The following is a 14,059-nucleotide window of genomic DNA, read 5'->3' as shown; positions in this document are numbered from 1 at the left end:
GGTTACAACCCGTACAGCCGGAAGGACGACCGGCCGGAAAGTTCACGCACAGCATCAAATTGCTGCAGGCGATCGAACAGCCGGCGGCTGGCCCAGCGGGTCATCTCCTTGCTGGTGAAGGAGCCCGACACGGCATCGTCGGACAGCAACAGGGCGATCACGTCCCCTGCCCCCTTGGCGCGCAGCTTCGGCGTGACATCGTTCAGGCGTTCTGCCTTCTCGGCAATGCCAGCGGCATGCCGGCAGGCCTCGGCCGCCCCGGCTGCGGCGGCAAGGCAGATTGCCCGCTCAAAGCCAGGAGCATCGGGGCGCCCCCGGCGACGATCCGGACCGGTGCGAAGCACGGCCGCGTGGATCTGGGTCGCGAGCAACGGAACAGCATGGGTCCAGCCCATGCGCCATGACAGTGCGCAGTCGGCCAACCACCAAGCCAGGATTTCAGCTTTCGGGTCTTCGCGCATAATCGCCGTGGCGGCACGCGCGGCGATCAGCGGCGCGGGAGCCGACGAACGCACGTCGCCGGCAATGTCCTCTATTCGACCGGCAAAGGCGTCCGACCAGGTGGCGCCGAGCAATTCGGCGACAGATTGCAGATCTTCAACCGACAAAGGCAGCGATCGGCCAGCGAGCTTTCGCCATGCCGAAAGCACGTTGCCGGCTGGCCCCGGATCGTCACCGGGCTGGCGCAAGAACCAGGCATCGCGCAAGGCCGATTCATCCTCGGTGCGGCGCATCAGCTTCACGCTCGCAGCGGAGGCCTTCAAAGCAAGCCTCTGCCGCCATGCCCCAAGCCATGGGCCATCGGACCGCACCAGATTATCGAGCGAATTCAGGGCGCTGCCGGCCATGTAGGCGGCTTCGACATCGCTATCGACCGCAGCGCGCGGCACCGCCCAGGCGGGCACGCGCGGTACGGGTAAGCCAAACGATTCTGCTGGTGCGGCATGGCGATTCATTACAAATCAGAATACACATGATGTGCGGTTTATGCGAGAATAATCGGGACGATCCGCACCGGCTGTTAGGGAATAAATACGAACGATAATCTTGCATTATCGCTCGTTTTGTGTGACTGTCTAAAAATGGTACCTCTTGTCAATCAAAACCCCGGAAACAGTGCTCATGGACGCTCCGCTGAATCACAGCAACCGTCCCCAGGTGTCGATCAGACCGTACCGGCCGGTTCCACAGACCAATTGCCCGATATCGACCTGGACGCCATTTTCAGCGAGCACTCCCAGTTGGCCGCGACCGAGGAGAATGAAGTCCCCTCACCTTCCCTTCCTGTCGTCGGGCCCACGAGCCGAGCGGCGAATCTTGATGCGCTCGCAGACCGGGCACGAAATTATGTCGAAGCGGCGAGTTCCACAAACACACGCCGCGCCTACGCTTCGGATTGGAAGCACTTTGCAGGCTGGTGCCGGCGCCAGGGCCTCGAGGTGTTCCCGCCCGATCCGCAGGTCGTTGGCCTCTACATCACGGCCTGCGCGTCCGGCACGGTCAGCGGCGACAAAAAGCCCAACTCCGTGTCGACCATCGAACGCCGACTGTCTTCACTGTCCTGGAATTATGCGCAGCGCGGCCAGCCGCTCGACAGGAAGGACCGCCACATCGCCACCGTCATGTCCGGCATCCGCAACAAGCATGCCGCCCCGCCCCGGCAAAAGGAGGCGGTGCTGCCCGAGGATCTGATCGCCATGCTCGAAACGCTCGACCGCGGAACCCTACGCGGCCTGCGCGACAGGGCCATGCTTCTGCTTGGCTTTGCCGGCGGCCTGCGCCGCTCCGAAATCGTCGGGCTCGACTTGGGCCGCGACCAGACCGAGGACGGCCGGGGCTGGATCGAGATCCTGGACAAGGGCATGCTCGTCACGCTGCGCGGCAAGACCGGCTGGCGCGAAGTCGAGATCGGCCGCGGTTCGTCCGACGCCACCTGTCCAATTGTCGCGCTCGAGACCTGGCTCAAACTCGCCCGCATCGCCCATGGGCCCTTGTTCCGTCGTGTCACCGGAGAAGGAAAGAAGGTGGGTGCCGATCGCCTCAACAGCCAGGAGATCGCGCGGCTGGTCAAGCGCACCGCCTTGGCCGCGGGCGTGCGCGGCGATCTGCCGGAGGGTGAGCGCGGAAGGCTCTTTGCCGGACACTCATTACGGTCTGGCCTCGCCTCTTCGGCCGAAGTCGATGAGCGCTACGTGCAGAAACAGCTTGGCCACACCAGTGCCGAAATGACCCGAAAATACCAGAGACGGCGCGATCGCTTTAGGGTCAACCTCACCAAGGCCTCGGGGCTTTGAAAGGCCCCTCCCCTGCTCAGTGCGCAGCTGCAGGAGTTTTGTTATTGACGTTTGCCTGGGGATCATTGGGCGAAAGTGCACGCAGAACCGCCTCAGGTTCCCGGTCCATGACGCGAAGCAGTGTACGGGCCGCACCGCTTGGCTGCCGCGTGCCCTGCTCCCACTTCTTGTAGCCGGATGGGCTGGTTCCCAGCACTGTGGCCATCTCATCCTGTGTCAAGTCGAGCTTCTTGCGGATGGCTTTGGCATCCACCGCGCCAACATCGACGCTGTGCACCTTGACACCGGGAACGTCCTTACCCTGTGCGTGCGCCAGAGCTTCCGACATAGACTGGATCAGTTCAGCACCGAATTTTGTCATCTCGCTCATGCCCTGCTCCTGTTCGCTGCCTTGATCGCCTTGGCGAAGGCTGCAACCGCTTTTGCCTCGTCCGGCTTCAGATCGACCTTTTCATTCTTGCCGTATGCTAACAGCGCGTAGATTGGCGCGTCATCGCTGTACCAGTAGTAGATGACCCTTGCGCCGCCGCGCTTACCCTTGCCTTTGGCACCGAACCGCATCTTACGAACGCCACCGGTACCTGGTATCTCATCACCCACCTGAGGATTTGCAGCGAGAAAATCGATCAGTTCCTTTCGCTCATCCTCGCTAAACAGCGCCGTCGCCTGCTTGATGAACAATGGTGTCTCTGCGACAGTCTGCATGCGCTTCCTATAACCCAATGGGTCATATATGAGCCAGCACTGGGTAGAGTCAATGGCCGATCCACCAAAAGACACCTTCAATCGATCAGTTATCCGTATCCTCCAATTTTGGAAAATCTCTCTATATATGGTTCACAGGCGCTCCAAATGGCCAAAGCACCGCAAAATCCATCTTCTCGTCGGCCACCGAGCCAACTTATCGGCTATGCGCGCGTCTCCACGGAGGAGCAGACGACGGAAGCGCAGGAGATGGAACTGAGGTCGGCCGGATGCGAGACAATCATCCAGGAGCACGGCGCCGGCGCCTCGCGGGCACGCCCTGCCCTCGCCAACCTTATCCGGGAGATCGGCGCCGGCGATACCCTTGTCGTTGTTCGCCTCGATCGTCTGGCGCGCTCAGTCAGCCACCTGCTCGAGGTCATCGAGGAGCTCACGTCCAAGGGCGCCCATTTCCGATCGCTGACCGATCCCATCGACACCACGACACCGCAAGGCATGTTTTCGCTGCAGGTTCTGGGCGCTGTGGCTCAGCTCGAACGAGCCCTCAATTCCGAGCGCACCAAGGCCGGCATCAAAGCCGCAAAGGCAAAGGGCCGGCTACCAGGCAATCCTGGTATTCGCGAACGCCGGCCGGAGGCGCTGGCCAGGATGACGGCGGCTCAAAAGGCGGCCTATGGCGCACGCATCCAGTCCACAGCCAATCAGTGGCTTCCAACCGTTCGGCGCTTGCGTCCAGATCACACCTGGGACGACATCTCGCGTGTCCTCAGGCAGCGCGGGTTCGACTGGACCCCCGAACGGCTCCGACGCGCCGTGAAATGGATGGTAAGCGAGGGAATGGCCGACAAATCGCTTCTGCGGAAATCCTCGCCCCGCCTGCCCGAGGACCGTCTGATGACGTTGGTGGCGGGCATTCATTCTTCCAATCCGGAACTCACCTTGCGCGAGATCGCCAGCCAGCTTGAGCGTCTTCATGAGCGCACCCCGCGAGGTGGGACGAAATGGGCGCCGTCGTCCGTCAAGAACCTCCTCGACAGGGCAAGACGAAGCGGTCACCTCGAGACGACCTGAACGCAGAAGCAAAAATGACTGGAAAGCGCGGACGCTGTATAAATCGCGCGCTGCGACCATAGCCAGAACATGGCCAACAATCCGTAAATCCGAGAGCGAACCTCCATGGAAACCATCACCATCAACACCCGCGATGAATTCGCGGAATGGGCAATCGAGCGGGCCAATTCGATACTTACGGACCAACGTTCGGCACTGGCGACCGCGGCGCGAACCGGAGACGAAACCCAGATCACCCAAGCCGCCAATGCTCTCGGCCAGGTCATTGTGGACGCGCTCCTCGACAGCTTCGACGGCCTGATCGATGATTCCGGCGATTGAGCCGATGGCCGCCTCCGAGATCCAACGCGTTCCATCATCACGTTCTCGGCTTTTGTAGCGAGTTCAGCAGGGCGTCCGAGACAGCAAAGCCCCCTTCCCCATCCTTGCCGCCATCTGGCGGCTCGTGGTCTGTCTTTGCTGCCTTGCCGGCGTCCAGCTTCGCCCGCAACAGCGCCATGACCATTGGCCAAGTCGAGAACTGGCCCTCCCGCGCCTTGTCGGTCAGGCTGCGCAAATATCCTCCGGCGCTGTTGATCTGATCGGAGCGTTGCAGGATCGCCGCCAGCGTAATCGCGGCCTGTGCCTCGCCCATCGCCTCGCAGGCTTCCCGCCAGGCGCTCGGGCTGACACCCAGCATCGGCCGGGCTACCTCTGCGGCCGCCAAAAAGTCCCGCCAGTGGCGGATTTCGCCGCCTTGCGCCAAATCCTTCAGGTTGGGGCACGCATCAAGCACGATCCCCAATGGCAACTCTCGCTTTGGCAAGCTCCGCAGGTTGTCGTTTTCTGCAGCGCTGCCGACCGCTTCATCTTCTTTTCGAGAGCTTTGTTCAGATTCAGATATAGAGTCTGGTTTTGAATTCTGTATGTGGCATCCATATTGGGACTCATTGGCGTCCAATTTTTGTGTTTTTGCAAATGATTCCAATACCTCGAGTATTTCCGCGTAGAGATCATGGAGCTCGCGGCAAATGTCTTCAACAAGCTGTCGCGGAGCGGATCGTGGCAGCCGGCCGATGATAGCCTGATAGGTCTGCTGCACCCTGCCCCAATTGCCTGGGGCGTTCTCTTCGATACCGGTCTCGATCAGCTTGACGATGTCACGGCGCAGAAGCGTGAGGCACTCCTTGGCGACCTTGAAGGCCTTCTTCTCGGTCTGGACGGCCTCGGCGAGCTCTTGAAACTCTTCGGCCCGCGCAACGATCGGGGACAGATCAAACCCGTAGGCCTGTTCCACCTGCCCTCCCCGGCCTTTGCGGGCGAAGCGCTTGCCGTTGGGGCTATCCCGGCGGACGATCAGCCCACACTCAACCAGGACAACCAGGTGGCGTCTCAGTGTGGTCGGGGGCATGCCATTAGCGCGGGCGCTCAGCTGCTCGTTCGACGGCCACACAATCAGTTCGCCGTCGCTCGAAAGCTCCGCTTCAGGATGGAACGAGAGCAAGGCATTGAGAATGGCGAGTGAACGGTCCGTGGCGCCTATCAGCTGGCGTGCTTCCCGGATCGAGTGGAACACTTTCCACTTCTGAACCCACGCGCCTTCCGGCGCAGTCTTCGCCACGGCCTGACTTGCCATCATGCCAAGCGACATCGTTCGCCGCCCAAAGGGCGTCGTTGGGGTATGCGTCTGCATTTTCTTCACCTATCGCTAGGCAATAGAAAACTGCTCGCCGAATCGACGCTCACGACTCAAAAGAGCCTTGACTGTGATTCTCGGAAGTGCGATTCTCTAATCACCACAATAAGAGAGGGCTTCCGGAAGCGATTTCGGTGGCCTTTTTCTTTGCCAAATTTCCTTCTGGCCGCAAGTTCCGGCCGTTGATTTAGTCGCTGCCCTCCTCTCTGTTCTCCTGAAAATCCTGATAGAGACGCTCTAGTCTATTCGAGAGATAGGCGCCAAACTGCGAGGCGTCCTTGGATTTCAAAGCCAAGGTGAAAGCTTTCCCGTTATCCTTGGTAGAGACCTTCACGGCGTCGTTGGATAGGCTCCAGGCACTTTCCGCAGGAGGGTGCTTTTTAGGCCTCCTTGCGCCGGAGACCTTGAGCTTCTCAATGAGAACGCCAAACCGATCGCCTTCCTCTAGCCCCAAGAATGCGTCCGACTGAACCAATTCCAACGCTTGCGCCGCTTTCGCGGGGATCTGAACGATCTTTTTGAGGTCTTCCCAGCGATCACGTCCTATGCCCTTGGCGGCACCAAGAGCGTCGAGAACAGGGGCAGGGACAGTTTCGGCTACCGAGAGCATTCTGGACAGCAAAGTGTCATCTATGGTGAGAGCGCTCTTGATCGTGCCTTTATCGATCCCGGACTCTTGGAGCCGTCGTGCGTACAGCGATTTCTCGATGAAGCTGAGATCGTCTCTAGCCGAGTTCTCCTGGCCTTGCGCAATCACGTGAGCAATCTCTTCGAGGGGCTTGATGACCGCTCTGACGTTTTGGCCTAGCTTTTTGGCGACGCGCACCCTGCGGTGTCCGAAAACAATGATATGGCGCGTGTTGTCGTTGGGATTCGGTCGAACCAGAACAGGTTGATGTTGCCCTGCTTCCTTGATCGCTTCAAGGAGTTCTTGGTCTTTCCCCGGATCCTCGCCGATACGGTCTTGGTAGGGGGAGGGGTCCAGTTTCTCTGGGTCCAGCGAAACAATCACGTCACCCTCAAGCACCCGCATCGAATTTTCTGCTAGATCATCAAGCGACTGCATCATTGAACGCGACGCACCACGACGCGCATATTCGACGCGTGATTCCTCCTTTTTGGTGGAATGCGCCAGCTTTGTTGGCTGCACGCCGATATTCGCGAGAAGATGCTTTCTAGCCATTCGTCATACCTGAAATCAACGATATCTTGTTGAGTTGCCTCTGTTTTTTGGCGATTTGCACGGCTGTCAAGTTTGGATTCATTTTCGACCCCAAGCCTTGTGAACGAGAGTGGTGATTTCACTGTTCACTGCGTTCAAAGACTCGACGGCCCGATCGTAGGTCGCCCGCACGAACTGGGCACGTTCGACTTCGTAAACCGTCTGCTTGGTGATCCCGGCGTCAGAGATAGCTGTAGATTTCACCATTTGATTGTTCAGCATTCTCTTGCTGAACATAGCTTGCATAAAGCCAACCATCTGCGCCTGGGGCCCATCTGTCGCCTCATATCTGGTTGCAAGGAAACGGAACCAGTCGAGTCTGACCTTGGCACCGGCACCTTTGATGGACTGCAAGATACCGCCAAGCATCAGCAGGAACTGGCTCATGCTCATGATATCCAACATCTGGGGATGCACCGTGATCAGCACTGCTGTGGAAGCGGTCAAAGCGGTGAGTGTCAAATAACCGAGCTGCGGCGGGCAATCAATCACGACCACATCATACTGGTCGTCCACTTCCTTGAGAGCTCTTGAGATGCGCGTAAAGAAGAGGCGGCCCTCATGCGAGTTGGCGGCCGCCAATGGCGTTTCGTACTCGTACTCTTGGAGTTCCAAATTCGCAGGAACGATATCCAGTCCCGGGAAGTTGGTAGGCTGGATTATGTCCTTAATTGAGCGCCGTCCATCGTCATAGCGCAGTGCTTCGAACAAGGATGGATTCTTGTCGAGCTCGGGCTGAATGCCGTGAAGCGCGGTGAGCGATGCTTGCGGGTCAAGGTCGATAGCCAGAACCCGGTGCCCTGTAAGTGCAAGGTACTGTGCAAGATGGGCCGTGGTTGTTGTCTTGCCCGACCCCCCCTTAAAGTTGACAACAGAGATCACTTGCAGGTGCTCGCCCTCGCGACGGCACGGTACATAGTTCTTCACGTCGCTTCGGCCGTGTTTGTCGAGATACTGTCGAAGCTCCAGCATTTGCTCTGCCGTGTAGGAGCGTCTGCCCGAGGATGACACCGTCGGAACAGGACCCTTTCCGTCGAGGTGAAGCTTCTTGATGTGGTTTTGCGTTACACCAATGAAATCTGCCACCTCCGCAAGGGAGAACAATCGCAGTCCCTTTTGCGCATCAGGCGGATACTGTTCCAAACGGAGCATGTTCAACCGGTCAGAGATCAACTCACCCTGCTGGATGATCTCTTCGTCGAAATCCAACTCTTCTTGCTCTATGACCGGCACCACCGAGCTCTCTCTTTCCTTGAAATAACGCTTTTTCCAAAACAACACATGGGAAAGCGTTATTACTATGGGCGATTCTGGATTGGGCGCAAGCAGTTTTTGGTTAATGAAACCCTAGTACGAGTCGCGCCGAGAGAGCGTCTAGTTTCGGCTCTGAGCCAATTCTTATCGTTTTTTCCGTCACTTACGCCGCACCCTCCGCGCATTTAACTCAAGATTTTATCCCGGCAGTTTTGACAGGGGAGACAGCGACCGCGCCGGCTGAGCCTCGTCACTGATCCGAAATTGGCGGATCCCTGCCGATTTTGAACCCGACTCAGCAAAGTGAGTCGCGTCAACGCCCCTGCCAAAAAGGTATCCAGGGCAAATCAGGGAACCACCCCGGCACTTCTGCCGGGGTGATCAATTCTGGTCATTCGGGCAAGACCTGCATCTCGCAAAGGAGTAGTCGCGGTGGACGCAATGTCGGCAATGACTGGCCGTAACGAAGGTGGCCTGACAATCTCGGGAAGGAGCGAGCCATGAGTTCGACTCCCTCCGATTCTCGGCTCGTGCGCAAGCTTCAGGATGCGCTCGGCGAAACGATCTGTCACGCACTGGACGATCCGCTCGTCGTCGAAATTATGCTCAATCCGGATGGCCGGTTGTTCGTGGAACGGCTGGGGGAGGGGATTGCGTCCATCGGCGCGCTCGCGCCCGGTGCCGCGGAAATCATTATCGGCAGCGTGGCCCATGCGCTGCAGACCGAAGTGGATGCAAGCCAGCCGATCATCTCGGGCGAACTCCCGATCGGCGGGCACCGCTTCGAGGGTCTGCTCCCACCGATCGTCGCCGCACCCACGTTCACCATCCGCAGGCGTGCTTCCCGGCTCATCCCACTGGAGGAATTTGTGCGCGCCGGAATCATGACCCACGGCCAGGTAATCGTGCTGCGGAGCGCCGTTGCTTCGCGCATGAACATCGTGATCAGCGGCGGCACCGGATCAGGCAAGACGACATTGGCCAACGCCGTGATTGCGGAGATTATCTCGCTGTCACCCGACGACCGCCTAGTCATTCTGGAGGACACTTCGGAAATCCAGTACGCCGCCGAGAACGCGGTCGCCCTTCATACCAGCGACACAGTGGACATGGCCCGGCTTTTGAAGAGCACGATGCGGCTGAGGCCGGATCGGATCATCGTGGGCGAGGTGCGCGACGGCGCCGCGCTGACCCTCCTCAAGGCATGGAATACCGGCCACCCGGGCGGCTTGACGACAATTCACGCCGACAGCGCCATCTCCGCGCTCTGCCGCCTCGAACAATTGACCGCGGAGGTAAGCCAGCAGCCGATGCGTGAGGTGATCGGCCAAGCGGTCGACCTCGTCGTTTCGATCGAACGCGCCGGCCACGGGCGGCGGGTGCGTGATGTCGTGCATGTCACGGGCTTCGACGGCGGGCGCTACACGACCGATCACAATCCCCAGATCGACGAGGAAAATCATGCCGCATAACATCCACGCTCTGGCTGCCGTACCGGTCGCGGCAACGCTCTTGCTTGTCGCGCTTGCCACGCCAACGCTCGCCTCAAGTGGCGGCGGTCTGCCCTGGGAAGGGCCGCTTCAACAGATACAGCAGTCCATCACCGGTCCAGTTGCGGGCTTCATCGCGCTAGCCGCCGTTGCGGTCGCAGGCGGCATGCTGATCTTCGGCGGCGAGCTCAACGATTTCGCGCGCAGGCTAATGTATGTCGTGTTGGTCGCCGGCATCCTCCTCGGCGCCACCCAGATCGTCGGCCTGTTCGGCGCGAGCGGCGCCTCGATCGGCTATCCTGCCGATGAGGCGCCGCAGGCCGAAGTAGAGGAGGGGAGCGATGGCTGAGCCTGGCGTTGCTTTCGCACGATCCCGCATCCATCGGGCGCTTTCGCGCCCGAACCATTTGATGGGAGCCGATCGGGAGATGGTGTTGCTGACCGGTCTTGCCGCGGTGATCCTGATCTTCGTGGTCCTGACGTGGTTCTCCGTGCTGCTCGGGATCGCCATCTGGGCCGCCGTATTGGCTGCGCTTCGCATGATGGCCAAAGCCGATCCGATGATGCGACAGGTCTATCTGCGCCATATCGGCTATCGCGCGGACTATCGTCCGACCGCCTCACCGTGGCGGAGGCATTGATTGGAATGGTCGCGCTTCGTCAGTTTCGCAACACCCGCCCGTCCTTCTCCGACCTTCTACCCTATGCGGGTCTGGTCGACGATGGCATGATCCTGCTCAAGGATGGGTCGGTCATGGCCGGCTGGTATTTTGCCGGCCCGGATTCGGAGAGCTCGACCAACCTCGAGCGCAACGAGGTGTCGCGGCAGATCAACACGATCCTGTCCCGTCTCGGCTCGGGCTGGATGATCCAGGTCGAGGCAGTCCGCATCCCGACCGTTGCCTATCCGGCGCGCGAGGACTGCCACTTCCCCGACTCGGTAACGCGCGCGATCGACAATGAACGCCGGGCGCAATTCGAGGCCGAGAGCGGGCATTTTGAGAGCCAGCACGCCATCATTCTAACCTACCGGCCGCCCGGGCGGCGGCACTCGGGCCTCGCACGCTATGTCTATTCTGACAGTGACAGCCGCTCGGAGACCTACGCCGATGTGGTCCTGGACACCTTCCGCACGTCTATCCGCGAGTTCGAGCAGTATCTGGCCAATGTACTTTCGATCCGGCGCATGGTGACGCGCACGGTCGCCGACACCGATACCGACCGCGAGGTCCGGTACGACGAACTCTTCCATTTCATCCGGTTCTGCATTGTGGGCGAGAGCCATCCGGTGCGCCTGCCGGCGATCCCGATGTATCTCGACTGGCTGGCCACTGCCGAGTTCCACCACGGCCTGTCACCTGTGGTCGACGGGCGGTATCTGGCGGTCGTGGCGATCGACGGGTTTCCGGCCGAGAGCTGGCCGGGGATCCTAACTTCGCTCGACCTGATACCGCTCACTTACCGGTGGTCGAGCCGCTTTATCTTCCTCGACGACCAGGAAGCGCGTGCAAGACTCGAACGCACCCGGAAGAAGTGGCAGCAGAAGGTGCGGCCGTTCTTCGACCAACTGTTCCAGACCCAGAGCCGTGCGATCGATCAGGACGCGATGATGATGGTCGCCGAGGCCGAGGACGCAATTGCCGAGGCCTCGTCCCAACTCGTCGCCTTTGGCTACTACACACCGGTGATCGTCCTTTTCGATAGCGACGAGGCGCGGCTGCGCGACGGGGCCGAGGCGGTGCGCCGACTTATCCAGGCCGAAGGCTTCGGCGCGCGCATCGAGACACTCAACGCGACCGAAGCCTATCTCGGCAGCCTGCCGGGCATCACCTATGCCAATGTCCGCGAACCGCTCGTCAACACGCGCAATCTGGCGGACCTCATTCCGCTCAACTCGGTCTGGTCTGGCAGCACGACCGCGCCGTGCCCGTTCTATCCGACCGGATCCCCACCCTTGATGCAGGTCGCCTCGGGCTCGACGCCCTTCCGACTGAACCTTCACGTCGACGATGTAGGGCATACGCTCGTGTTCGGTCCGACCGGTTCGGGCAAGTCGACATTGCTTGCGTTGATCGCGGCCCAGTTTCGCCGCTACAAAAACGCGCAGATATTCGCCTTTGACAAGGGCCGGTCGCTGCGCCCGCTCACGATCGCCGCCGAGGGCGATCACTACGAGATCGGGGGAGGGGAAGAGATTTCCCTTTCGTTCTGCCCGCTGGCCGAGTTGTCGACCGACGGAGACCGAGCCTGGGCAAGCGAATGGATCGAGACGCTGATCGCCATGCAAGGTGTTGCGATCACGCCAGATCATCGCAACGCGATATCGCGGCAGGTCGGACTGATGGCATCGGCGCGCGGCCGCTCGCTCTCGGATTTCGTGAGCGGGGTGCAGATGCGCGAAATCAAGGATGCGCTCCACCATTACACGGTCGATGGGCCGATGGGGCAATTGCTCGACGCCGAAGTGGACGGGCTGGCGCTCGGCGCATTCCAGACTTTCGAAATCGAAGAGCTGATGAATATGGGCGAGCGCAATCTCGTGCCGGTGCTGCTCTATCTCTTCCGCAGGATCGAAAAGCGCCTGACTGGCGCGCCCAGCCTCATCGTTCTCGACGAGGCCTGGCTGATGCTCGGCCATCCCACCTTCAGGGACAAGATCAGGGAGTGGCTGAAGGTCCTGCGGAAAGCGAACTGCGCCGTTCTGCTCGCCACACAGTCGATCTCGGACGCCGAAAGCTCAGGCATCATCGACGTGCTTAAGGAGAGCTGCCCGACCAAGATCTGCCTGCCCAATGGCGCCGCGCGTGAACCGGGAACACGCGAATTCTATGAGCGCATGGGCTTCAACGAGCGCCAGATCGAGATCGTCGCGACCGCGACGCCGAAGCGCGAGTACTACGTCGCAAGCCCCGAGGGAAGGCGGCTATTCGACATGGCGCTGGGCCCGGTCGCGCTCGCGTTCGCAGGCGCCTCGGGCAAGGAAGACCTCAAACGCATCGACCAGTTGCACAAGGATCATGGTCCGGACTGGACGTCTGCGTGGCTTATGGAAAGGGGGATCGGCAATGCCGAAGCCATTCTCACACGTGAATAGGATCACAACCGCCGCGATGATGAGCGCGTGCCTGGCTTTCACGGGGCCGGCTTGTGCCGGTGCGGTCACCGGGAACGCGACCGAATGGACGCAGCTCCTCAACAACGCCGAGCTGGTGGGACTCACGGGTCAGTCGGCCGAGCAGATCCAGAACCAGATCACGCAGATCACGCAACTTTCCGAGCAAATCCAGAATCAGCTCCGCATCTACGAGAACATGCTGCAGAACACGCTGCAGCTTCCCGATCACGTCTGGGGTCAGGTCGAAAGCGACCTCATGGCGCTCCAGAGCCTCGTCAACCAGGGCGAAGGCATCGCCTTCGCGATGGGCAATATCGACGACGTTCTCAAGCAGCGCTTCGAGAGCTTCGCCGAGTTCGAGACAGGGCTCGCGAACGGCGCGGATTTCTCCTCGAGCTACCAGTCGTGGTCGGACACCAATCGCGAGACGATTTCGGCGACGCTGCGGGCGGCCGGACTGACGGCCGATCAGTTCGCCAGCGAAGAGGCGACGATGAGCCAGCTTCGCTCGATGTCGCAGAGCTCCGTCGGACAGATGCAGGCGCTTCAGGTCGGCCATCAGATTGCCGCGCAACAGGTGGCGCAGACACAGAAGCTGCGTGGCCTCGTCTCCCAGCAGATCACGATGATGGCGACCTGGCATCAATCCGAACAGGCCGCAAAGGATCTCGCGCAGACACGCCGCGAGGACTTTTTCAACTCGAATGCGCCGTCGACATCGGGCGGCCAGGTGATGGAGCCGCGCTGGTGACAAGAACACTTATCATCGCGGCAGCCACTGTCATTGTCGGAATCGCTGTTGCGGTCTGGGTCGTACCGAACCTTGGCGGGGCACCGGACCGGGCACGCCGACCCCTCGACACACCACCTGAGTATGACACCACCGGCGGGCAGGAGATGCGGCCGCGCTGGAACAATGGGAAGGGGCAGGGCAATGAGGCCACCGGGAACTAGACTCGCCCTGGTCGCAAGCCTCGGCGCCCTGCTTCTTGTCCAGCCCGCCCTTGCACAGGATGGCTCGCTCCTCACTACGCTGGAAAATGAGGTCGCGGATGCCGCGCAGGGCTGGGAGACGACCGTTATGCAGGCGGCGCGCTCGCTGTTCTGGATCCTTGCCGGCATCGAGGTCGGCATTGCGGCGGTCTGGCTGGCGCTCGGCACCGCATCGCTCGACACATGGTTCGCCGAGCTGGTGCGGCGCATCATGTTCATCGGCCTGTTCGTCTTCATCCT

Annotated in this window: 15 protein-coding genes and 1 pseudogene; 10 read left to right on the top strand and 6 right to left on the bottom strand. The window is 60.5% G+C overall.

From position 1 onward, the window contains the following. Nucleotides 1-2: 2 nt before the first annotated feature. Nucleotides 3-956, bottom strand: coding sequence for a DUF1403 family protein (locus QZ638_RS04935; protein ID WP_295807606.1), 954 nt, complete (start codon nt 954-956; stop codon nt 3-5). A 126-nt stretch (nt 957-1,082) separates the two neighbouring features. Between QZ638_RS04935 and QZ638_RS04930 the strand changes: the two genes are divergently transcribed. Next, complete coding sequence (locus tag QZ638_RS04930) at nt 1,083-2,294, top strand: site-specific integrase (protein WP_295807605.1); 1,212 nt, start codon at nt 1,083-1,085, stop codon at nt 2,292-2,294. 16 nt (nt 2,295-2,310) lie between these two features. Here QZ638_RS04930 and QZ638_RS04925 read toward each other — a convergent pair whose 3' ends face one another. Both QZ638_RS04925 and QZ638_RS04920 read right to left on the bottom strand, forming a co-directional pair. Then, nucleotides 2,311-2,664: a helix-turn-helix domain-containing protein gene (locus tag QZ638_RS04925; RefSeq protein WP_295807601.1), complete on the bottom strand. Its 354-nt coding sequence runs from the start codon at nt 2,662-2,664 to the stop codon at nt 2,311-2,313. After that, entirely contained in the window at nt 2,661-2,975 is a 315-nt protein-coding gene (locus tag QZ638_RS04920; protein WP_295807598.1) for a type II toxin-antitoxin system RelE/ParE family toxin, read from the bottom strand. Before QZ638_RS04920 ends, QZ638_RS04925 begins: the two co-directional genes overlap by 4 nt. A 171-nt stretch (nt 2,976-3,146) precedes the next feature. Between QZ638_RS04920 and QZ638_RS04915 the strand changes: the two genes are divergently transcribed. Continuing rightward, nucleotides 3,147-4,070, top strand: coding sequence for a recombinase family protein (locus QZ638_RS04915; protein WP_295807596.1), 924 nt, complete (start codon nt 3,147-3,149; stop codon nt 4,068-4,070). A gap of 105 nt (nt 4,071-4,175) precedes the next feature. Next, nucleotides 4,176-4,391: a hypothetical protein gene (locus QZ638_RS04910; RefSeq protein WP_295807594.1), complete on the top strand. Its 216-nt coding sequence runs from the start codon at nt 4,176-4,178 to the stop codon at nt 4,389-4,391. 37 nt (nt 4,392-4,428) lie between these two features. Here the strand turns inward: QZ638_RS04910 and repC are convergent, their stop codons facing one another. The 3 genes from repC to repA form a co-directional block, all read right to left on the bottom strand. Then, a complete protein-coding gene (repC, locus tag QZ638_RS04905) occupies nt 4,429-5,742 on the bottom strand; it encodes a plasmid replication protein RepC (RefSeq protein ID WP_295807593.1) in 1,314 nt (437 codons plus the stop codon). 190 nt (nt 5,743-5,932) lie between these two features. Continuing rightward, nucleotides 5,933-6,928, bottom strand: coding sequence for a plasmid partitioning protein RepB (gene repB / locus QZ638_RS04900; protein ID WP_295807591.1), 996 nt, complete (start codon nt 6,926-6,928; stop codon nt 5,933-5,935). Between the two features lie 78 nt (nt 6,929-7,006). Continuing rightward, on the bottom strand, nt 7,007-8,203 hold the full coding sequence (gene repA, locus QZ638_RS04895) for a plasmid partitioning protein RepA (protein ID WP_295807686.1): 1,197 nt from the start codon (nt 8,201-8,203) through the stop codon (nt 7,007-7,009). A 518-nt stretch (nt 8,204-8,721) separates the two neighbouring features. Here repA and trbB point away from each other — a divergent pair. The 7 genes and pseudogenes from trbB to QZ638_RS04860 all read left to right on the top strand — a co-directional run. Then, nucleotides 8,722-9,693, top strand: a complete 972-nt coding sequence (trbB, locus tag QZ638_RS04890) for a P-type conjugative transfer ATPase TrbB (protein ID WP_295807589.1) — start codon at nt 8,722-8,724, stop codon at nt 9,691-9,693. Further along, nucleotides 9,683-10,060 (top strand): TrbC/VirB2 family protein, encoded by a 378-nt coding sequence (locus tag QZ638_RS04885; protein WP_295807588.1) that lies wholly within the window; start codon nt 9,683-9,685, stop codon nt 10,058-10,060. Before trbB ends, QZ638_RS04885 begins: the two co-directional genes overlap by 11 nt. Continuing rightward, nucleotides 10,053-10,352, top strand: a complete 300-nt coding sequence (locus QZ638_RS04880; RefSeq protein WP_295807587.1) for a conjugal transfer protein TrbD — start codon at nt 10,053-10,055, stop codon at nt 10,350-10,352. The genes QZ638_RS04885 and QZ638_RS04880 overlap by 8 nt, the downstream gene beginning before the upstream one ends. 5 nt (nt 10,353-10,357) lie before the next feature. After that, nucleotides 10,358-12,805 (top strand): conjugal transfer protein TrbE, encoded by a 2,448-nt coding sequence (locus tag QZ638_RS04875; protein WP_295807586.1) that lies wholly within the window; start codon nt 10,358-10,360, stop codon nt 12,803-12,805. Nucleotides 12,806-12,824: 19 nt separating this feature from the next. Further along, nucleotides 12,825-13,577: a P-type conjugative transfer protein TrbJ gene (gene trbJ / locus QZ638_RS04870; protein ID WP_295807684.1), complete on the top strand. Its 753-nt coding sequence runs from the start codon at nt 12,825-12,827 to the stop codon at nt 13,575-13,577. Further along, nucleotides 13,574-13,780, top strand: coding sequence for an entry exclusion protein TrbK (gene trbK / locus QZ638_RS04865; protein WP_295807584.1), 207 nt, complete (start codon nt 13,574-13,576; stop codon nt 13,778-13,780). The genes trbJ and trbK overlap by 4 nt, the downstream gene beginning before the upstream one ends. Next, nucleotides 13,761-14,059, top strand: a pseudogene (locus tag QZ638_RS04860) (conjugal transfer protein TrbL); the annotation flags it as partial. The gene trbK and the pseudogene QZ638_RS04860, both read left to right, overlap by 20 nt.

The organism is uncultured Nitratireductor sp. (assembly GCF_913053745.1).
In the GTDB taxonomy this organism is placed as follows: Bacteria; Pseudomonadota; Alphaproteobacteria; order Rhizobiales; family Rhizobiaceae; genus Nitratireductor.
The sequence above is the reverse complement of the archived record's forward strand: the minus strand, read 5'-3'. Positions and strand labels throughout refer to the sequence as shown.